Genomic DNA, 17931 nt, shown 5'->3' on the forward strand with positions numbered 1-17931 from the left:
AGTACCAGGACGTCCCGGGCTAAACGGGGCGTCCTCTGAGCGGGCGTAGTTCAGAGGTAGAACGTCAGCTTCCCAAGCTGAATGTCAGGGGTTCGATTCCCCTCGCCCGCTCCAGCCGCTTCCCACAATCAATCGCTGATGGGCTCTCCCCACATCGCGCGCGATCGCGCATGCTGGAGGCATGACCAAGTACCTGATCTCTTTCCCGAGCGCCGCCATGCAGGTTTCGCCCGAGGACCTACCCGCCGTCGGAGACGCCGCCCGCGCGGTGATCGCCGAAGCCAAGGCGGCCGGGGTCTATGTGTTTGGCGGCGGGATCCATGAGGGGGTCGCGCCTGTGCGGGTGTCGGCGGATGGCGCGGTTTCGCTGGACGTCTACCCGGGAAGCCATCTGGACGGCGGCTTCACCATCTTGGAGCTGCCCTCTCGCGACGCCGCGATCGCCTGGGCGAGCAAGCTGGCCGCCGCCTGCCAGTGCGATCAGGAACTCCGCGAGTTCATGTACGATCCGGCCAGCTAGAGCATCGTGCGGAAAAGTGGGGACAGGTTTTCCGCAAAAACGACGCGAAAATAGAAACCTAGAGCGAGACGCGATTCATGAATTGCGCATTTTGCTCTAGGACCACGAAAAAGCCCGCCCGGACAAACCGGGCGGGCTCCTTCGATCTGGATCAGCCCAGATCTACTTCACGCGCTCGGCCTTGATCCCGAGCTTGGCCAGTTGGGCCTGGACGCTTTCGCCGCCCACCAGGTGGCCCGAGCCGACCGCGACGAAACTGACGCCCGAACCGTCGAGCTTGGTCTTCAGCTGGTTGGCCCAGTCGACGTTGCGCTTGACCAGCAGCAGCTCATAGAGATCCGGATACTGGGTCTTCATCTCGGTGATGAACTGCGCTTCCAGGGCCGCGACGTCGCCCGAGGCCCAGGCCGCGACCATCTTGTCGAGCTTCTCGGCGCCGCCCTCGGCGTCCTTCAGGCTCGACTTGAGGAACGCGATCTCGGTGGCCGAGGGCAGGTCCGCGAAGAAGCGGATCTGCTGCTCGGGGGTCTCCAGGCCGGCGATCGGCTTGTTGGCGGCCTTGACCTCGCGGGTCAGAACGCCTTCGACGCCGCTCTTGGGATCGTAGCCAGCCTTGACCATCGGAGCCATCGCCAGCGACACCGCGGCCAGCCACGGACGCATCATCTCCAGGGCCTGAGGCGGCATGCCGGCCGACTGGCCGATGTCGCTGGCGCGCTTGAAGTCCTCGGCGCCGATCTTGGCCGACAGCTTGTTGGCCTGGTCTAGGCCATAGCGCATCACGAGCGGCTGCATGACCGCCGGATCGTCGGCGCCGACCAGCTCCAGGGTCAGGTCGCCGCTGTCGGCCAGCGCCTTGTCGATCTTGGCCGAGCGCCACTGGGTGTCGGGCTTCAGCACGTGGACGGTGCCGAACAGATAGATAGTCGAGTCCTTGTCCTTGATCGCCCAGAGGGCCGGTTCGGCCAGGGCGGTCCCGGCGAAGCCGAGCGCGACGACGGAGACCATGCCGGCCAGCAGGCGACGGGCCGAGCGATTGAAGGTGTTGAACATGAGAAACCCCAATGGTTGGTGTGAAAGACGTGGAGAGGGTCAAGCGCCAGCGCAAGGCTCGAAGCGACCCACGGTTGATTTTTAAGGAACGCTACTTGAGGAAGTCAGCGACCGCCTGGGCGAAGGTCTGCGGCTGGTCGAGCATGATGAAGTGGCGGGCGTCGTCGACCCGACGGGCCGTCAGGCCCGACAGACCGGCGTAGGCGTCGACGAAGAGCTTGTCGGCGGCGGCCGGCGGCGTGCCCATGGCGGCGTCATAGGCGTAGAGCAGCGTGGTCGGCGCCTTGACCTTGGCCAGGTCGCCGCGCGCGTCGGTGACCAAGAGGTCGTACATGGCCCGCCCGACCACCGAGGGCGACGAGGCGCCGCCCCAGGCGATGACCTGCTTCTGCCCCTCGGCGGACTTCACGAAGCGCGGCGCGCCCATGGCCTGCTGGCCGGCGAAGGCTTCGGCGCTCATCGCGACCGTGGCGTCGCGCATCTGTACGGCCTGCGGACGCACCATCTCCGGCGTCGCCGCCGGGGAGAACAGCAGCGAGAAGAACGGCAGGCTGTCGACGATCATCAAGCGTCCGATCGACTCCGGATGGCGCTGGGCCAGCAAGAGCCCCGTGAACCCGCCGAGCGAGTGGCCGATGACGGCGGGCGACTTTAGGCCCTTGGCCTTGATGTAGGCGTCGACCGCCTCGACCAGCGGGTCCACCACCGCGCCGTCGGCGTTGCCAGCGACCGGCGCGCCGGCGAAGCCCGCCACCTGGACGACATGGACGCGATGCGTGGCCGACAGTTGCTTGACCGTGGCGTCCCAGACGGCGCCCGAGGAAGCGAGACCCGGGATCAGGATCACGTCCGCTCCCTGGCCAGTGACCGACACGGTGATACGGTCAGTGGCGGGGCTGGCGGCGGGGCTGGCCGCCGCAGACGCCAAAGGCGCGGAATGGGCGTGCTCTCCGCCGAAAACGCCAGTGGCCGCAAGGATGGCCAGCAGGATGGCCGGCGCGCCGAGCGAGACGCAGCGGGGGCAAGGTGATTTCGAGATCATGGTGCAAGTCCTGAGACGGAGGCGCGCGAAAGGGTTCGGCGTCGCGCGCCGGCGAAAGTGAAGGGTTGGGACCTGGCGGGCCTTGCGGCGCGCCGTTGTGGTCGAAGGCGGTTAGGCGCCTAGCTGGCGAGGCCCCGGCGCCAGGTGATGGCCATCCCGATCACCAGGTAGGCGGCCATCATGACGCTGGTAGCGTCCCACAGTGTGAGGGCTGGCAGCAGCCCCAGCTTCTCGCCGGCGGCCCAGAGGAAGAGCAGCCCCTGGAGGATCGCGAAGCTGACGGCTGCGATCTCGGCCATGGCCCGGCGCATCAGCTCGTCGCTGCGCATCCAGATGGCGATGTTGCCCGCCGTCTGGACCAGGAACAGCGCGATCAGGCCCGCCATCGCCGACGAGGCGACCATCGGCGAGATCGGCGCGAAGAGAAGCGGCGCCAGGACCGGGATCGCCATCATCACGCCGGCGAGCAGCAGGACGAGGCCGTTCTGGGCGTAGAAGACCGCTTGGGCGGGCGTCGCCGGTCGCACCTCTTCCGGATTGATCTGCCGCCCCAAAGCGCGGCGGCTGAGACTCATGGCCAGGGTGATCAGACCGGTCGTCGCCATCATGGCAGCCGACAGCAGGGCCAGGACGTCGGACCATGTCAGGTCCACGCCGGTGGCGAGGCCGGCCTTTTCCAGCGAGACCAGATATCCGCCGAACAGGTAGCCCAGGGGCGCGGCGATCACAGCGCCGACCAGCGCCTGCAGCGCGCGATGGCGACGGGGCTTGGGAGACTTCGCAACGAGGTTCATGACGATTTCCTCAATCGGGACGGCCGCTCAGGCCTCGTCCTGGAAGATGGTTTCGATGGGCTGCCCGAACAGGCGGGCGATCTTGAAGGCCAGCGGCAAGCTGGGATCGTATTTGCCGGTCTCCAGCGCGTTGATGGTCTGGCGGGAGACCTCCAGCCGATCGGCCAGATCCGCCTGGCTCCAGTCGCGCTCGGCGCGCAGCACCTTGAGGCGGTTCTTCACTTGTACCTCCAGCGGACCAGAGGTTGCGCCAGGCCGAACGCGCCGCAGAACACCGGGAAGGCCAGATAGGTCGGCATGTGGGCGACCAGGCCGAAGTTCTCGAGAAAGCCCCAGACCGTCGCCGCGGCCAGCGTGATCCCCATGCCCCACAGCAGGGCCTGAGCGGACATGCCGCGCTGGAACTCGTCGGTCTCCTCCAAGAGGTAGAGACCCATGATGGCGATCACCGCGACGATCGGCAGCGCGGGCGCCACGGCTATGGCCCACAGCAAAGGGCCGGTCGGTCGCAGATGCTCGAAGGTCAGGATCGAGCCGGTCAGAACCACCACATAGGCCAGCATCGCAGGGATGAAGCGGCGCATGTAGCGGCGCATGGCGGGGGACATTTTCTGAGCCATGATCTTCTCCTCTTCGCCCCGGGACTAGCGCTGACGCCACCACCACACCGCCCAGACCAGGACGTAGGCGGTGAGTTGGAAAACCAGCAGGCTGAACACGCCGATCGCGAACCACTCCGAGGGCGAATGCTGGCCGGCCATCGCCGTCAGGCGTTCGTCGCCGATCAGCATGGCCAGCGGCGCGGCGAGCAGGACCGATCCCGAGCCGCCCCAGAACCAGGCGAACTTGTGGGCTTCGCGCGCCGCCTCGTCGATATTGCGCCAGTAGATGACGGACGCCACGATCATCAGCGGGGCCAGCGCCAGCAGGGCGTAGCCCAGGAAGCCGGAGGGCGGGGTGATCCCGATCTCCTTCAGGAGCGTGAGCCCCGCCCCACCGACTGCGCCCAGAAGGGCGCTGGCGACAAGGAGGCGCAGGGCGATCGCCTGACGGCGAGCCTGGTTTCCGGTGCGTTCGCTCATTGTGAAAGCCTTGCTCTGGATGGGGCGACTAGAGGGCGGCCAGCGCTTCGACGGCGCCGTCCTGCTCGGTCGCTGCGGGCGTCTTGGTGTTCTTGGAAGGGCGCTCACGAAGAGCCAGGAACAGGATCGCCCAGAACGTCGCCAAGCCTAGAGCCAGACCGACCACCAAGAGCGGACCGCCCAGCTGGTGCGCGGCGCTGGTCGCCACCACGAGCGAACCCGAGCTGGCGGCCATGCCGATCGCCAGCTTCTGGGCGCGGGTGGCGGGGGTGCGTTGAGCGATCTTCTTCATGACAAGCCTCCTCGTCGAAATGACAAGGATGTTTGTCATGCATTCTCGCAGACATGTCAAGCGTGGTTGTCATTTTGTCGTGCAAGCAAGACTAAATGACGGATCTGCTTGATGTTTTAGGCGGCGCGGCGCCCCAGGAAGGGATCTTCCCGCAGGGTGTCGCCCAGCAAACCGCGCCAGTGGATCGCAACGAGTCGTCGCCGCGCCAAGGCGCGCCCCAGGACGCCGGTGGGCGGGAGGGCCATCACCTCCCAGCCGTAGCGCGAGAAGCGATCGCCGAAATCAGACCAGCGGATCACCCGCCCCTCGGCGTCCTGCCGCCAGACGGACTTGTCGCAGCCAGGAATCCGCGCGCACCGCTCCCAGGCCTCGACGCGACCTTGAAGGATCAGAAACGGATCATGAGCGATGCGGGCCAAGAAGGGCCTCCGTAGCAACCTGCGCCATCCTCCGCTTGGAACAGGACTGAGTCGCGCCCCAGGAGAACGACGACTAGATTTTGTGTAACCGCACAGACTGTCCACTAGATGCGGTTGCGGCGCGTTGCCGCGCGACACCCCCTGCGACAGGTCGGCGAGGACAGCGCGCGCTCGCGCGCCCGTGGACTAGGCCCCTGGGCTACGACGGCCAATCGGTTCGGAACATCACGAAACATCGCGGCTAGGCCCGTGTAAAAGCACGCGCCCAGCAAACCGCATCTCGGTTACCCGGCCCGTAACCCGGGCCGCGACCTATCGCCCCAAGTCAGAGGACTTCAGCGCCAAGCCTTGAAGTGCTTGGACAATTTTAGCCCTTGCCGCTGGTAGTGCGACCCGCCTTCGCCATACAGCCGCGCGGGACGGGCGGTCAGCGGCTCGTAGACAAGACGCGCGACGGTCTGGCCGTCCTCCAGCAGGAACGGCGTTTCGTGGCTGCGCACCTCCAGCACGCCCTTGGAGCCGACGGCCGCCGCCTCCTCGGTGCCAAAGCCCGGATCAAAGAAGCCGGCGTAGTGGACCCGGAACTCGCCGACCGACGGATCGATCGGGGTCATCTCGGCCGCCTCCATGACCGGGATCTCGATGTCATCCTTGCTGGCCAGGATGTAGAACTCGCCAGGATCCAGCAGCAGTTCGCCGTGGCGCGCCTCCAGCGGCTCCCAGTAGTCGCGCGGATCGTGGCCGTCCTCGTGGTCCAGATCGACCACCCCGGCGTGGCGGCGGCCGCGGAAGCCGACGACCCCGGTGTCGGACAGCAGGTCCACGCCCACGCTGCGAGTGGCCAGCTTGGCGGGCTCGCCGCGCTTCAGGCGCAGCTGGTTCAGGCGCGTGCCAGCCCGGACCAGCACCGAGAAGGTCTGTGGCGCGATCTCGATATAGAGCGGCCCCGTATAGCCCGCGTCCACGTCATCGAAGGCGCGGCTATGGTCGGTGAGCAGGCGCACGAAGACATCCACCCGCCCGGTCGAACTCTTGGGATTGCCCCGCGCTGACACGGTCATCGGCAGGGCCAGACGCTCCTGGATCTCGGCGATATACACGCAGCCCTTCTCCAACACCGCGCCCTTGGTCAGGTCCAGCTCGTGCATCGCGACGTCTTTCAGTCGCTCTGGCACCTTGCGGTGCAAGCCCGGCAGGAACGAGGCGCGGATCCGCCAGGCGCGCGCGCCCAGGCGCAGATCGAGGCTGGCGGGCTGCACCTGATCGACGTCAAACGGCGTGGCGGAGGTGATAGCCTCCTGGGCGATCAGCTCTTCGATGGTCTGGCAGGGCAGAATCCCTGCGGCGTGGGCGTCGGTCATCGGCGCGACACTCGCCAAACCCAGCCGCAAACGCAAGGCGCGAGCGAATGGCGCTCGCCTGGGACATCACACTTTTCCCCTATGACAATTCTCTGACGCGCTGGCAGGCGTTCTGGCTTGACCCCGCCCCCTCCCCCGCTCCTTATGCGCGCGTTTTTGCGTAGGAGGCGGGGCCGTGGCCGAGAACCCGAAGGACTGGGACGTCGCGACGAAATTGATCCGGGGAGGGATCGCGCGCTCGCAGTTCATGGAGACCGCCGAGGCGCTCTACCTGACCCAGGGCTTCACCTACGACAGCGCCGAGGGCGCTGACCGCCGCTTCGCCGGCGAGGATCCGGGCTTTGTCTATTCGCGGTTCAACAATCCTACCGTGAAGATGTTCGAGGACCGCCTGGCGCTGCTGGAAGGCGCTGAGGTCTGCCGCGCTCAGGCCACAGGCATGGCCTCGATCCACGCAGCCCTGATGGGCCTGGTTCGCGCGGGCGACCACGTGGTGGCCGGCCGCGCCCTGTTTGGCTCCTGCCGCTGGATCGTCAGCGAGTGGCTGCCGCGCTTTGGTGTCGAGACCACCTTCGTCGACGCAACCGACCCCAAGGCCTGGGAAGCGGCGATGCGACCCAACACCAAGGCGGTGCTGGTCGAAACGCCGTCCAACCCGGTGCTCGAGATCACCGACATCCGCGCCGTCTCGGAACTGGCCCACGCGGTCGGCGCCAAGGTGATTGTCGACAACGTCTTCGCCACCCCGATCTTCCAGAAGCCGCTGGAGCTGGGCGCCGACGTCGTCGTCTATTCGGCCACCAAGCACATCGACGGCCAGGGCCGGGTGCTGGGCGGGGCGATCCTGACCAGCGAGGCGATCAACGAGGAGTTCTATCGCGACAGCCTGCGCCACACCGGCCCGTCGCTGTCGCCGTTCAACGCCTGGGTGATGCTCAAGGGTCTCGAGACGCTGGACCTGCGCGTGCGCCGCCAAGCCGACAGCGCGTTGGCCCTGGCCAACGTGATCGCCGAGCACAAGAAGGTGCAGACGGTCCTCTATCCGTTCCGCCCCGATCACCCCGGCCACAACGTCGCCAAGGCTCAGATGACCGGCGGCGGCACCGTGATCGCCCTGAACCTCGGCAGTCGCGAAGCCGCCTTCAAGTTCCTGAACGCGCTGGAGATCGTCGACATTTCCAACAACCTCGGCGACGCCAAGTCGATGGCGACCCACCCGCCGACCACCACGCACCGCTCGGTGCCCGAGGCCGAACGCCCGTCGCTGGGCGTCACCGAAGGCGGCGTGCGCTTGTCGGTGGGCTTGGAAAGCGTCGAGGACCTCAAGAGGGATGTGATCCGTGCGCTCGATCAGGCGTGAGACGTCCCCGCCCATGCAACGCATGAGACGCCGCCGCAACGGCGATAGCGCCGCCTACGAGGCCCACACCCGCGACATCGTCGTGCGGGTGTTTCCCGCCTATGCGGCGGAAGAGTCTTCGCCGGAACAGGGCCTGTATCTGTGGTCCTATACCGTGGAGATCGAAAACCACGGGCAGGAGACCGTGACACTGATCGCCCGGCGCTGGACGATCACCGACGCCTTCAATCGCGTCAACGAGGTCGAGGGCAGCGGCGTGGTCGGCGAGCAGCCCGAACTGAAGCCGCGCGAAGCGTTCCGCTACATCTCCAATTGCCCCCTGCCCACACCGTCGGGCGCGATGCGGGGCAGCTACCAGATGGTCACCGACCAGGGTGACCTCTTCGATGTCGAGATCCCTGAATTCTCGCTCCACCTGCCGGGCGCGGCGATGAAGCTGAATTAAAAAAGCCGGCGCTGATGGCGCCGGCTTTCTCATAGGTCGGACGTGTCGTCAGGCCGCGGCCGGGGGCTCCAGCTTGTAAGTCCGCGAGCAGTACTCGCAGGTCACGTGGACCTTGCCGTCGGGCTCGATCATCTCGGCGACTTCCTCCGCCGAGAACGAGTCCATCACCACGCCGATACGGTCTTCCGAACAACGGCAGAAGGCCCTCAGCGGCTTTTCGTCCAGCAAGCGCACGCCGTCTTCGTTGAACAGACGCCACAGCAGCGTCGGGGTCGAAACGGTGGGATCGACCAGCTCGTCTTCACCGATCGTCTCGAAGAACGCCTGCACGTGCGTCCATGCGTCCTGAGTTTCGCCCCGCGTCTGATCGCCGGCGATGACCTGGATCAGCATGCCGCCAGCGCGCCAGCTAGGCCCCTCGCCGGTGTCAACCTGAGCGACCGCCAAGCGGACACGGGTCGGCGTCTGCTCCGACTGGGCGAAGTACTGCTCAGCGCAAAGGGCCAGGGTCTCGCCCTCGATCGGCGTCACGCCTTGGTAGCGATCCATGTCCGGCCCTTGATCCAGGGTCATGATGAACACGCCGCCGCCCAGCAGGGTCTTGGCGCCGGGTCGCGAGAAACCTTCCGAGACCGCAGCCACTTCCTCCGGGTCGAACCGGCAATAGCCGCGCAGGCCGCCGCTGGTGTCGTAATCGACCACGACATAGCGCACAGGACCGTCGCCCTGGGCTTGGACGATCAGGCGTCCCTCGAACTTCAGGCTCGAGCCGACCAGGGCGGCCAAGGCGCAGGCCTCGCCGAGCAGGTTGGCCACCGGCTCGGGATAGTCATGGCGCGTCAGTACCTCGTCGATCGCGGCGCCAAGGCGCACGACCCGGCCACGGACGGGGAGGTTTTCGATCTGGAACGCGGAAACGACGTCGTCGAGGACGCCGGTGTCGGGAGCGATGTCGGTCATGGGGAGGCTAGATAGGCGGTTCTGACGAAATTGCGAGCCCGATCGCGATCTCGCCGCCTCAGAGCTCGACTATCCCGAGAACGGGTGCATGCGACCGAACGCCTCGTTGCGAGAATAAGGGATTCGGACTCATCTGGGTCCGCCGCCGCTTTTGCCCATACGCGACGGCGACACCGGCCAGCGTTTACCAACCGGCGCTGGCCGGTAACCCTATCCGATCGCGCCGAAGCACCAGGCCAAGACGGATTTCTGGGCGTGAATGCGGTTTTCGGCTTCGTCCCAGACCAGCGAGCGCGGGCCGTCCAGCACGGCGTCGGTGACCTCTTCGCCGCGGTGCGCCGGCAGGCAGTGCAGGAAGACGCCGTTGTCGGCCGCCAGATCCATTAGCTTGTCGTCGACCTGGTAGGGCTCAAGCGCCGCCAGACGCTCATCGTGGTCGGTGTCGCCCATCGAAACCCAGGTATCGGCCACGACCACGTCGGCGCCGCTGACCGCAGCCTTGGGGTCGGTGGTCATACTGACCCGACCCTGCAGGCCCTCGGCGCGGGCCAGGTCATGCAGGTCGGCGTGATAGACCGCCGGGCAGGCGATCTTCAGCTCAAAGCCCAGCAGCGGCGCAGCGTGGATGAAGCTGGAGCAGACATTGTTGCCGTCGCCCACCCAGGCGATCGTCTTGCCGGCGATCGGGCCGCGATGCTCCTCGATGGTAAGGATGTCGGCCATGATCTGGCAGGGATGGCTCTTGTCCGTCAGGCCGTTGATCACCGGCACGCTCGAGACCTGGGCGAAACGCTCGACGTCGGCGTGGCTGTTGGCGCGGATCATCACCGCGTCGACCATGCGCGAGAGCACCTTGGCGGTGTCCTCGATGGTCTCGCCGCGGCCCAACTGCATGTCGTTGGACGTCGAGATGATCGCGCTGCCGCCCAGCTGGCGCATGGCGGCGTCGAACGAGAAGCGGGTGCGGGTCGAGTTCTTCTGGAAGATCATCGACAGGACGCGATCCTTGGCCGGCGCGTCGGCGTCGACCTTGCCCTGGGGCCAGCCCTTGCGGGCCGCCTTACGAGCGTGGGCGTCGTCCAGCAGCAGTCGCAGCGTGGCGCCGTCCAGCTTCCACAGGTCGATGAAGTGGCGGGGTTGAGTCATCGGACTATCCCTAGTCCCGCCTCCCCGGCGAAGGCCGGGGCCCAGATCTATCCTGGGAAAAAGCGGGCTTGATCTGGGTCCCGACCTTCGCCGGGAAGGTCGGAAAAGTTGGGTTCTTACGCGGCGGCCTTGGCGCGAGCAGCCTCGCAAGCTTTCTCAAGCTTGGCGATCGCTTCGCTGGCTTCCTCGATGGTCAGGTTCAGCGGCGGCAGCAGGCGTACGCAGTTGTCCCCGCCGCCGGCGATCAGCAGCTTCTGATCACGCGCCAGGACCATGAACTCGCGATTGTTGGGGATCAGCTTGATCCCGATCAGCATGCCCTTGCCACGCACGTCGACGATGATGTCGGGGAAGCGGTCCTTCAGGCCGTTCAACTGCTGGGTGAAGAAGCCCGAGACGGTCTTCACATTGTCCAGCGTTTCAGGCGACTTGATGATGTCCAGCGCCGCCTTGCCGACGGCCATGGCCAGCGGGTTGCCGCCGAAGGTCGAGCCGTGCGCCGCGACCGTCATGCCCTTGGCCGCCTCGGTGGTGGCCAGGCACGCGCCGATCGGGAAACCGCCGCCCAGGGCCTTGGCCACCGCCATGATGTGCGGCTCGCCGCCTTCCGCCCACTCGTAGGCGAAGAGCTTGCCGGTCCGGCCCATGCCGCACTGGACTTCGTCATAGATCAGCAGCACGCCGTGCTCGTCGCACATCTGACGAAGGCCCACGAGGCACTGGGTCGGGATCGAGCGCGCGCCGCCCTCGCCCTGCACCGGCTCGACGATGATCGCCGCCGTAGTCGGGCTGGCGATCGCGGCCTTGATGGCGTCGTGATCGCCGAAGGTCAGCTGGCTGTAGCCCGGCAGACGCGGACCAAAGCCGTCGACATAGCTCGGGTTACCCGACGCATTGACCGCCGCGTAGGTGCGGCCGTGGAACGAGCCGTCGAAGCCGTAGATGTCGATCCGCTCGGGCTGGCCGTTGGCTGAGTGGTACTTGCGCGCCGTCTTCAGCGCGCATTCCACCGCTTCCGTGCCCGAGTTGGTGAAGAACACCACGTCGGCGAACGAGTTGGCGCACAGGGCGTCAGCGAGGACTTCCTGCTCGGGGATCCGATAGATGTTGGAGACGTGCCAGAGCTTTTCGGCCTGGGCCTTCAGGACCTCGACCAGGGCCGGATGGGCATGACCCAGACCGTTGGTGGCGATGCCCGCCACGCAATCCAGGTACTCCTCTCCTTCGGTCGAGATCAGGCGCGCGCCTCGGCCTCGCTCGAACGCCAGCGGAGCGCGATTATACACGCCCATGATGTGTTGTTGCGAGGTGGTGGACGACGTCGCGGTGCTCAAGACCGGCCTCCCTAAAAGGAAACAAGCCCCCGCGCTGGTCGCGCGGGGACTGGAAGGCCGCAGGTTGTCGCCGTGGAACACCGTCGTGTCAATGAAAGCCCCGTCAAAAAGGCCCTGAAACGCCAGCGAATTTCCGGGTTATTGCGCCGGCGCCTCAGCTCTTGAGACGGTAACCGGTGACGAAGAGCCTCCAGCACCACAGGAACAAGGCCACGGTGAGCAGACCGGTGGTCACGACGCCGATCGCGATCGAGCCGTCGGCATGGCCGATGAAGCCGTAGCGGAAGCCATCGATCAGATAGAAGAACGGGTTGAAATGGCTGGCCGAGCGGAAGGGCTCGGGCAGCTTGTCGACCAGGTAGAAGGTGCCCGACAGGAAGGTCATCGGCATGATCAGGAAGTTGGTCACCGCCGCCAGCTGGTCGAACTTCTCAGCCCAGAGCCCCGCCAGAACGCCCGCCAGACCCAGGATGAGCGAGGCCGTCAGGCCAAAATAGAGCACCGCCCAGAGGTGCGCGACCGATAGGCCCGCGCCGGGCAGGACGCCGATGACGACCGCCGTGACCGCGCCCACGACGACGCCACGCGTGGCGGCGCCCAGCGTGAACGCCGAGACCTGCTCCAGCGCCGACAGCGGCGGAGTCAGGAAGTCTGGCGTCAGGCCCATCATCTTGGCTTGGATGAGCGAGGACGAGGAGTTTGCGAAGGCGTTGTTGAGGATCGCCATCATGATCAGGCCCGGGGCCACGAAATGGCCGAAGGTCACGCCCCCCACCGCCGGCCGGCTGGCGCCGACGGCGACCACGAAGACCAGCATGTAGAGCAGCGTCGTGACCACCGGCGCGGCGACCGTCTGGGTGCCGACCTTCCAGAACCGGCGGATTTCCCGCTGGTAAAGGGTGACGAAGCCGGACCAGTTCCAGCCGCGATAGTCGCGAGGCTGCGGCGGAATGACGCTCTCGGCCATGTCTCTCATCGGCTCAAACCCTTGTTCTGCTTGGCCATGTGCGCCTTGAGGACCCTTTTCGCAAGCGTGGGCTTGCCGGAATCAACATCTTGTTTCTGTGGACAGAGTCGATGGCGCCCATTGTGCGTTTTAACGCATTCTTTACGATATGTTGTAGGACAACCGCCGGCGGGGCGGTTTGATCACCATATATAGGGTGACGGGCGTGGGGACGCCCCCACCCTCTCTCGAATGGCGGAGACGGGTAATGAGCTGGACCGACGAACGGGTTTCCACCCTGAAGAAGCTCTGGTTGGACGGCCTTTCGGCCAGCCAGATCGCCAAGCAGCTGGGCGGCGTGACGCGCAACGCCGTGATCGGCAAGGTGCACCGCCTGGGCCTTTCGGGCCGCGCGGCCCCCTCGCAGCCGGCGCGTCCGGCCTTCAAGGCGCCGCGCCCCGCGCGTCCAGCCGCGCAGGCCATGCCGTCGGCCCCGCGTCGCGTGACGCCGGTCGAGGCCCCTTCGGCGGTTCCGGTCGCCGCGGCCCCGGCGCCCCTGCCGGCCTTCCGTCACGAAGAGCCGGGCTCAGCCACGGTGCTGACCCTGGGCGCGCACATGTGCAAGTGGCCGATCGGCGATCCGTCGTCGGAAGGCTTCACCTTCTGCGGTCGTCGCTCTTCGGAAGGCCCCTACTGCGTCGAGCACGCGCGGGTGGCCTACCAGCCGCAGCAGACCAAGAAGAAGAGCGGCGGCGCCGAACTGGCCCGCTCGCTTCGCCGCTACATCTAAGAAGAACAATAGTCTCTCAGAGCGGCGGATCCCGGATGGCCAAAAGGCCGTCCGGGATTTCTCATTTCTGGAGGTCGGCCTAGATAGAGACCATGAGCGACCTGCCGCCCTCCGATTCCAACGCGCCGCCCTATTCGGTTTCCGAGCTGGCCTTCGCCCTGAAGCGCACGCTGGAGGACCGCTACGGCTTCGTGCGGCTGCGCGGGGAGCTTTCCAAGGTCACGCACCATTCCAACGGCCACGTCTATCTGACCCTCAAGGACGACAAGTCCGCGATCGACGGCGTGGTGTGGAAGGGCAATGTCCGGGGCCTCGGCGTGCGGCCCGAGCATGGCCTTGAGGTCATTGTCACCGGCAAGATCACCACCTATCCGGCCGGCTCGCGCTACCAGATCGTCATCGACAGCATGGAGGCCGCCGGCGTCGGCGCCCTGCTCGCCCAGCTGGAGCGCCTGAAGGCCAAACTGGCGGCCGAGGGCCTGTTCGCGCCCGAGCGCAAGCGTCCCCTGCCCTCGATGCCCGCCGTGGTTGGAGTGATCACCAGCCCGACGGGCGCGGTGATCCGTGACATTCTCCATCGCATCCGCGACCGCTGGCCGTGCCAGGTGCTGGTCTGGCCCTGTGTTGTGCAAGGCGACGCCGCCGCCGGCCAGGTCAGCGCCGCGATCAGGGGCTTCAACGCGATCCAGCCGGGCGGCCCGGTGCCGCGTCCCGACATCCTGATCGTCGCGCGGGGCGGCGGCTCGGTGGAAGACCTGTGGGCCTTCAACGATGAAGGCCTGGCCCGCACCGTCGCCGAGGGCACCATCCCGCTGATCTCGGCCGTCGGTCACGAGACCGACACCACCCTGATCGACTTCGTCTCGGACCGCCGCGCGCCCACCCCGACGGCGGCCGCCGAGATGGCGACGCCGGTGCTGGCCGAACTGCGCGCGCTGATCTCCGATTTCGATCGCCGCCTGAACCGCTGCGGGTCGCGCACGATCGAGGAGCGACGCACCCGCCTGGTCAGCGCCGCGCGCGGCCTGCCGCGTCCAAACGATCTGCTGGCGTTGGCCCAGCAGCGGTTCGACATCGCCTCGGGCCGCTTGGATGCCGCCTTGCAGCGCAATACTGCCGTCCATTCGCAGGACCTCTTGAAGGTCACGGCTCGCCTGACCCCCGAGGCCTTGGGCCGACAGCGGGCGGTCAAGGCTGAGCGCTTGACCGATCTCTCCCGCCGCCTGGACCTCGCCGCGCGGCGCGTCCCTGATCGCGTCGCCCAGCACGCCCGACTGCCCGCGCTCTGGGACCGTCTGAACGCCGCCGGGCGCCGCCGCCTGCAGCAGGACGCCGATCGTCTGGCCAATCTTGAAAAGCTCCGCCAATCCTTGAACCCGGAGCGTCCCCTCGAACTGGGCTTCGCCCTGGTGCGAAAGGCGGATCAAACCATCGCCCGTTCGGCGGCCGACCTCGTGTCCGGCGAGCGCGTGAGCCTGAAATTCAAGAGCGGCGAGCGTGACGCGGTCATCGATGGCGAAGGCGGCCTTGTCCCGACGCCCGCCTCGTCGCCGGCATCGCCCAAGCCACGCCCCAAACCCGCCGCACCGCCTGCCGGTCAAGGCGACCTATTCTGAAACGGCGGCTTGGCGTAGAATGGCCTCATGAACGCTTTCGATCGTGATCTCGGCAAGTCCGACGGCATCGCCGTCCTGCACTATGGCGACGGCGAGTACGCCGTCCTCAGCCCCGGCCGCTTCGTGCTTTGCGCCGTGAGCAACAAGCAGATCCCCCTGGAGGCTCTGCGCTACTGGAGCCCCGAGCACCAGGAAGCCTATGCTGGTCCCGCCGAGGCCCTGAAGCGTTGGCAAGGGGCCTGAGCCGCCGCGCGGTTCTAGCCGCGCTTCCCCTGACGATGGGCCTGCCCGCCTTGGCGCAGGCCGCCGCGCCGGGCCTGTCCCTCTCGGGAAAGTTCGTCCAAGGCGGCTACGCCGTGGGCCGCACGTCGCCCCGCGCCACGATCGATCTCGATGGCCAGGTGCTGACCACGGCTTCGGCTGACGGATGGTTCGTCATCGGCTTTGACCGTGACGCGCCCGCGAGTTCGGTCCTGACCGTGACCACGGCGGACGGCTCCGCGATAGACCAGCGCGCCGTCGCTCCCGGCGACTTCGATATCCAGCGGATCGACGGCCTGCCGCCCGAGCAGGTGACGCCGACCGATCCGGTGTTGCTGGAGCGCTTGGCCGCCGAGAACGCGCGCAAGCTGGCCGGCTTCGCCAGTCAGGCCGACATCGAAGGCTTCCGCGAGGGGTTCATACTTCCGGTTGTGGGCGCGCGCCGCTCCGCGCGTTTCGGAGGCCAGCGCATTCTCAACGGCGAACCCAAGCGTCCCCATTTTGGGGTCGATCTGGCGACGCCCGTCGGCACGCCAGTGCGCGCGCCGGCGTCCGCAATCGTCGCTTTCGCCGAGACCGGATTGCACTTCGAGGGCGGCCTACTGCTCCTGGATCACGGCCAAGGCCTGGTCACAGCCTATCTCCACCTGTCAAAAATCCTCGTCTCGCCCGGCACTTACGTGAGGAAGAGCGAACTGGTCGCGCAGACTGGCAAGGAAGGTCGGGCGACGGGTCCCCACCTATGCTGGCGCATGAAGTGGCGTGGCCGGAACATGGACCCGTCCCTGCTGGTCGGCCCGGCTCCACTTGCCGGCTGACACCCAGCCCAATTCGCCCCTAGCGCGAGTTTCAATCATTCGTTAGCTATGCCGCCGATATCGAGACATGAGGTCGCCGGGGGGCGATCATCGGTCTTGGTCTCCCCGCGAGATCCTTGAGGAGACGGCTCCCGCATGTCTGCGGCGCTTGAAAAGCTGCGCTTTTTGTTGGTGGACGACAACCAGCACATCCGCGCCATCGTTTCCACAATCCTCAAGGGCGTGGGTGTTCGGCATATTCGCGAGGCGATGGACGGCGCTGAGGCTCTGCAAATCCTGCGCGACTGGCAGACCGATATCGCCATCGTCGACTTCAAGATGAGCCCGTTGGACGGGGTGATGTTCACCCAGCTGGTGCGCAACTCACCCGACAGCGTCGACCCGTACCTGCCGATTATTATGCTGACCGGCTTCGCCGAGCGTCACCGGGTTTTCGAGGCCCGAGATGCGGGCGTGACGGAGATCGTCGTGAAGCCCGTGACAGCGCGGTCGCTTCTGGACCGCATCAACACCGTGATCTTTCACCAACGGCCATTCATCCGGTCGCCGGACTACTTCGGCCCATGCCGCCGACGTCGGGTCGACCCGCAGTATCACGGTCCCTTCCGCCGCAATGGCGAGAAGGACTCGACCACCGAAGCGATCGAAATCTAGTCAGCGGCGATGTCTGCGCGCTCGCGCTCCGCAAGGGCCGCATAGGCCTCATTGGGCCAGCGCCGGTGAACCCAGAACCACTCGGCCGGGCGCTCCCGAATACGGTCTTCCATGAAGGCGTTGATCATCCGCACGCCGGCCTCGATGTCCGCCGTCCGATCGCCCGTCTTCGGCGGAACGATCGGATCGTGGACCACCGCCCGGAAGCGCGCGCCCTTCAGACGCTGAACCGACATCGGCTGCAGCACCGTGCCAAAGCGGATCGCCAAGCGCGTCGGCCCCGGCGCGGTGTGCGCGAGGTGGCCAAAAAACGGCGCGGCCACGCCGCTGTTGAACTTCTGATCGTTCATCAGGGCCACTGACTTGCCCTGCTTCATGCCTTCGAGCAGTTCACGCGCGCCGTCACCGCCCTTGGGCGCGAACAGCCGCACGCCATAGCGGAAGCGGCTCTCCTTGATCCGCTTGTCGACATAGGGGTTGTTGGCCGCGCGATAGGTCATCTCGCAGACCACGCCGCTGTCGACGATAGCCGCCGGCATCACTTCCCAGTTCGACAGGTGTCCCGAAACGAACACTACCGGGATCCTGTTCTCGGCGATCTCAAGGAGACGCTCCTTATTCACCACCTCGACCCGGCCGGTGGACGGCAGGATCTTGTCCATAAGCGGGAATTCGGCGAACGAGCGGCCAAGGCCATCCCACTGCTCGCGCAGGATCTGTTCGTGCCAGGCGGCGTCCTTTTCCGGAAAGGCCAGCTTCAGGTTACGGGTCGCGACCTTGTGCGCCCCGCTCATCGGCCCAAAGGTGCGGCCCAGCCAGCCGCCGAAATCCGAGGCCCGGTCCACGCCCATCAGGCGCACCGCGCCGATAAACAGGTCGAAGCCCAGGGCTTCCAACCGCCACAACAGGTCCTGAACCCAAGGCTGACGCTTTTCAGACATGGGCCCTTAGTAGGCTCCCGCGCACGTCTCGCGCAACGGAGTCTCGCCCGGCACGCGACTTGCGGCTGTGAAGCCAGACCGTTCCGTTTCGGGACGG

General features: G+C 66.5%; 20 protein-coding genes, 1 tRNA gene and 2 pseudogenes. 9 read left to right on the top strand and 14 right to left on the bottom strand.

What is annotated here, in order from left to right:
* Nucleotides 1-39 precede the first annotated feature (39 nt).
* Both ACT53N_RS17435 and ACT53N_RS17440 read left to right on the top strand, forming a co-directional pair.
* A tRNA-Gly gene (locus tag ACT53N_RS17435) sits at nt 40-114 on the top strand.
* A 67-nt stretch (nt 115-181) separates the two neighbouring features.
* Nucleotides 182-520 carry a YciI family protein gene (locus ACT53N_RS17440; protein ID WP_476065061.1) on the top strand — a complete coding sequence of 113 codons (339 nt, stop codon included), beginning with the start codon at nt 182-184 and terminating at the stop codon, nt 518-520.
* Between the two features lie 162 nt (nt 521-682).
* On the opposite strand, the gene ACT53N_RS17445 is transcribed toward ACT53N_RS17440, so the two are convergent.
* The 9 genes and pseudogenes from ACT53N_RS17445 to ACT53N_RS17485 all read right to left on the bottom strand — a co-directional run bounded on the left by ACT53N_RS17445 (nt 683) and on the right by ACT53N_RS17485 (nt 6563).
* Entirely contained in the window at nt 683-1573 is an 891-nt protein-coding gene (locus ACT53N_RS17445) for a TraB/GumN family protein (protein ID WP_476065062.1), read from the bottom strand.
* A gap of 91 nt (nt 1574-1664) precedes the next feature.
* Entirely contained in the window at nt 1665-2615 is a 951-nt protein-coding gene (locus tag ACT53N_RS17450) for an alpha/beta fold hydrolase (protein ID WP_476065063.1), read from the bottom strand.
* 119 nt (nt 2616-2734) lie between these two features.
* A complete protein-coding gene (locus tag ACT53N_RS17455) occupies nt 2735-3409 on the bottom strand; it encodes a hypothetical protein (RefSeq protein WP_476065064.1) in 675 nt (224 codons plus the stop codon).
* Nucleotides 3410-3436: 27 nt separating this feature from the next.
* A complete protein-coding gene (locus ACT53N_RS17460) occupies nt 3437-3631 on the bottom strand; it encodes a helix-turn-helix transcriptional regulator (RefSeq protein ID WP_476065065.1) in 195 nt (64 codons plus the stop codon).
* Nucleotides 3628-4144 (bottom strand): annotated as a pseudogene (locus ACT53N_RS17465) (hypothetical protein). Before ACT53N_RS17465 ends, ACT53N_RS17460 begins: the two are co-directional and overlap by 4 nt.
* Complete coding sequence (locus ACT53N_RS17470; protein WP_476065066.1) at nt 4054-4491, bottom strand: hypothetical protein; 438 nt, start codon at nt 4489-4491, stop codon at nt 4054-4056. The pseudogene ACT53N_RS17465 and the gene ACT53N_RS17470 overlap by 91 nt, the downstream one beginning before the upstream one ends.
* A gap of 28 nt (nt 4492-4519) precedes the next feature.
* A complete protein-coding gene (locus tag ACT53N_RS17475) occupies nt 4520-4783 on the bottom strand; it encodes a hypothetical protein (protein WP_476065067.1) in 264 nt (87 codons plus the stop codon).
* Nucleotides 4784-4899: 116 nt separating this feature from the next.
* Nucleotides 4900-5376 (bottom strand): annotated as a pseudogene (locus ACT53N_RS17480) (hypothetical protein); the annotation flags it as partial.
* Nucleotides 5377-5537: 161 nt separating this feature from the next.
* Complete coding sequence (locus ACT53N_RS17485) at nt 5538-6563, bottom strand: 2'-deoxycytidine 5'-triphosphate deaminase (protein WP_476065068.1); 1026 nt, start codon at nt 6561-6563, stop codon at nt 5538-5540.
* 175 nt (nt 6564-6738) lie between these two features.
* Between ACT53N_RS17485 and metZ the strand changes: the two genes are divergently transcribed.
* Together metZ and apaG are read left to right on the top strand one after the other, a co-directional pair.
* Nucleotides 6739-7923, top strand: coding sequence for an O-succinylhomoserine sulfhydrylase (gene metZ, locus ACT53N_RS17490; protein ID WP_476065069.1), 1185 nt, complete (start codon nt 6739-6741; stop codon nt 7921-7923).
* A complete protein-coding gene (gene apaG, locus ACT53N_RS17495) occupies nt 7904-8368 on the top strand; it encodes a Co2+/Mg2+ efflux protein ApaG (protein WP_476065070.1) in 465 nt (154 codons plus the stop codon). The genes metZ and apaG overlap by 20 nt, the downstream gene beginning before the upstream one ends.
* 48 nt (nt 8369-8416) lie before the next feature.
* On the opposite strand, the gene ACT53N_RS17500 is transcribed toward apaG, so the two are convergent.
* The 4 genes from ACT53N_RS17500 to ACT53N_RS17515 form a co-directional block, all read right to left on the bottom strand.
* Complete coding sequence (locus tag ACT53N_RS17500) at nt 8417-9328, bottom strand: Hsp33 family molecular chaperone (RefSeq protein WP_476065071.1); 912 nt, start codon at nt 9326-9328, stop codon at nt 8417-8419.
* A gap of 210 nt (nt 9329-9538) precedes the next feature.
* On the bottom strand, nt 9539-10474 hold the full coding sequence (gene argF / locus ACT53N_RS17505) for an ornithine carbamoyltransferase (RefSeq protein WP_476065072.1): 936 nt from the start codon (nt 10472-10474) through the stop codon (nt 9539-9541).
* A gap of 116 nt (nt 10475-10590) precedes the next feature.
* Nucleotides 10591-11808 (bottom strand): acetylornithine transaminase, encoded by a 1218-nt coding sequence (locus ACT53N_RS17510; RefSeq protein WP_476065073.1) that lies wholly within the window; start codon nt 11806-11808, stop codon nt 10591-10593.
* Nucleotides 11809-11962: 154 nt separating this feature from the next.
* On the bottom strand, nt 11963-12784 hold the full coding sequence (locus tag ACT53N_RS17515; RefSeq protein ID WP_476065074.1) for an ABC transporter permease: 822 nt from the start codon (nt 12782-12784) through the stop codon (nt 11963-11965).
* A gap of 238 nt (nt 12785-13022) precedes the next feature.
* Here ACT53N_RS17515 and gcrA point away from each other — a divergent pair, with 238 nt between their 5' ends.
* From gcrA to ACT53N_RS17540, 5 genes are all read left to right on the top strand, one after another.
* The gene (gene gcrA, locus ACT53N_RS17520; protein WP_062095482.1) at nt 13023-13544 is read left to right on the top strand and encodes a cell cycle sigma 70 cofactor GcrA; all 522 of its coding nucleotides are present in this window, start codon (nt 13023-13025) and stop codon (nt 13542-13544) included.
* A gap of 92 nt (nt 13545-13636) precedes the next feature.
* Entirely contained in the window at nt 13637-15160 is a 1524-nt protein-coding gene (gene xseA / locus ACT53N_RS17525; protein ID WP_476065075.1) for an exodeoxyribonuclease VII large subunit, read from the top strand.
* Nucleotides 15161-15187: 27 nt separating this feature from the next.
* The gene (locus ACT53N_RS17530) at nt 15188-15403 is read left to right on the top strand and encodes a DUF2093 domain-containing protein (RefSeq protein WP_476065076.1); all 216 of its coding nucleotides are present in this window, start codon (nt 15188-15190) and stop codon (nt 15401-15403) included.
* Nucleotides 15388-16239: a M23 family metallopeptidase gene (locus tag ACT53N_RS17535; RefSeq protein WP_476065077.1), complete on the top strand. Its 852-nt coding sequence runs from the start codon at nt 15388-15390 to the stop codon at nt 16237-16239. Before ACT53N_RS17530 ends, ACT53N_RS17535 begins: the two co-directional genes overlap by 16 nt.
* 135 nt (nt 16240-16374) lie before the next feature.
* Nucleotides 16375-16893 (top strand): response regulator, encoded by a 519-nt coding sequence (locus ACT53N_RS17540; protein ID WP_476065078.1) that lies wholly within the window; start codon nt 16375-16377, stop codon nt 16891-16893.
* Here the strand turns inward: ACT53N_RS17540 and ACT53N_RS17545 are convergent.
* Nucleotides 16890-17834 (bottom strand): lysophospholipid acyltransferase family protein, encoded by a 945-nt coding sequence (locus ACT53N_RS17545; protein ID WP_476065079.1) that lies wholly within the window; start codon nt 17832-17834, stop codon nt 16890-16892. The two genes, ACT53N_RS17540 and ACT53N_RS17545, sit on opposite strands and share 4 nt — an antisense overlap.
* Nucleotides 17835-17931 lie beyond the last annotated feature (97 nt).

The organism is Caulobacter sp. DMC95 (assembly GCF_056313785.1).

Bases quoted from the DNA above. Each gene is read 5' to 3' on its own strand.
- ACT53N_RS17455 (WP_476065064.1), bottom strand. From the start codon at position 3,409: ATGAACCTCGTTGCGAAGTCTCCCAAGCCCCGTCGCCATCGCGCGCTG.
- ACT53N_RS17500 (WP_476065071.1), bottom strand. From the start codon at position 9,328: ATGACCGACATCGCTCCCGACACCGGCGTCCTCGACGACGTCGTTTCC.
- ACT53N_RS17530 (WP_476065076.1), top strand. From the start codon at position 15,188: ATGAACGCTTTCGATCGTGATCTCGGCAAGTCCGACGGCATCGCCGTC.
- argF (WP_476065072.1), bottom strand. From the start codon at position 10,474: ATGACTCAACCCCGCCACTTCATCGACCTGTGGAAGCTGGACGGCGCC.
- ACT53N_RS17445 (WP_476065062.1), bottom strand. From the start codon at position 1,573: ATGTTCAACACCTTCAATCGCTCGGCCCGTCGCCTGCTGGCCGGCATG.
- ACT53N_RS17450 (WP_476065063.1), bottom strand. From the start codon at position 2,615: ATGATCTCGAAATCACCTTGCCCCCGCTGCGTCTCGCTCGGCGCGCCG.
- ACT53N_RS17545 (WP_476065079.1), bottom strand. From the start codon at position 17,834: ATGTCTGAAAAGCGTCAGCCTTGGGTTCAGGACCTGTTGTGGCGGTTG.
- ACT53N_RS17485 (WP_476065068.1), bottom strand. From the start codon at position 6,563: ATGACCGACGCCCACGCCGCAGGGATTCTGCCCTGCCAGACCATCGAA.
- ACT53N_RS17470 (WP_476065066.1), bottom strand. From the start codon at position 4,491: ATGAGCGAACGCACCGGAAACCAGGCTCGCCGTCAGGCGATCGCCCTG.
- ACT53N_RS17515 (WP_476065074.1), bottom strand. From the start codon at position 12,784: ATGAGAGACATGGCCGAGAGCGTCATTCCGCCGCAGCCTCGCGACTAT.
- gcrA (WP_062095482.1), top strand. From the start codon at position 13,023: ATGAGCTGGACCGACGAACGGGTTTCCACCCTGAAGAAGCTCTGGTTG.
- ACT53N_RS17440 (WP_476065061.1), top strand. From the start codon at position 182: ATGACCAAGTACCTGATCTCTTTCCCGAGCGCCGCCATGCAGGTTTCG.
- ACT53N_RS17475 (WP_476065067.1), bottom strand. From the start codon at position 4,783: ATGAAGAAGATCGCTCAACGCACCCCCGCCACCCGCGCCCAGAAGCTG.
- ACT53N_RS17540 (WP_476065078.1), top strand. From the start codon at position 16,375: ATGTCTGCGGCGCTTGAAAAGCTGCGCTTTTTGTTGGTGGACGACAAC.
- xseA (WP_476065075.1), top strand. From the start codon at position 13,637: ATGAGCGACCTGCCGCCCTCCGATTCCAACGCGCCGCCCTATTCGGTT.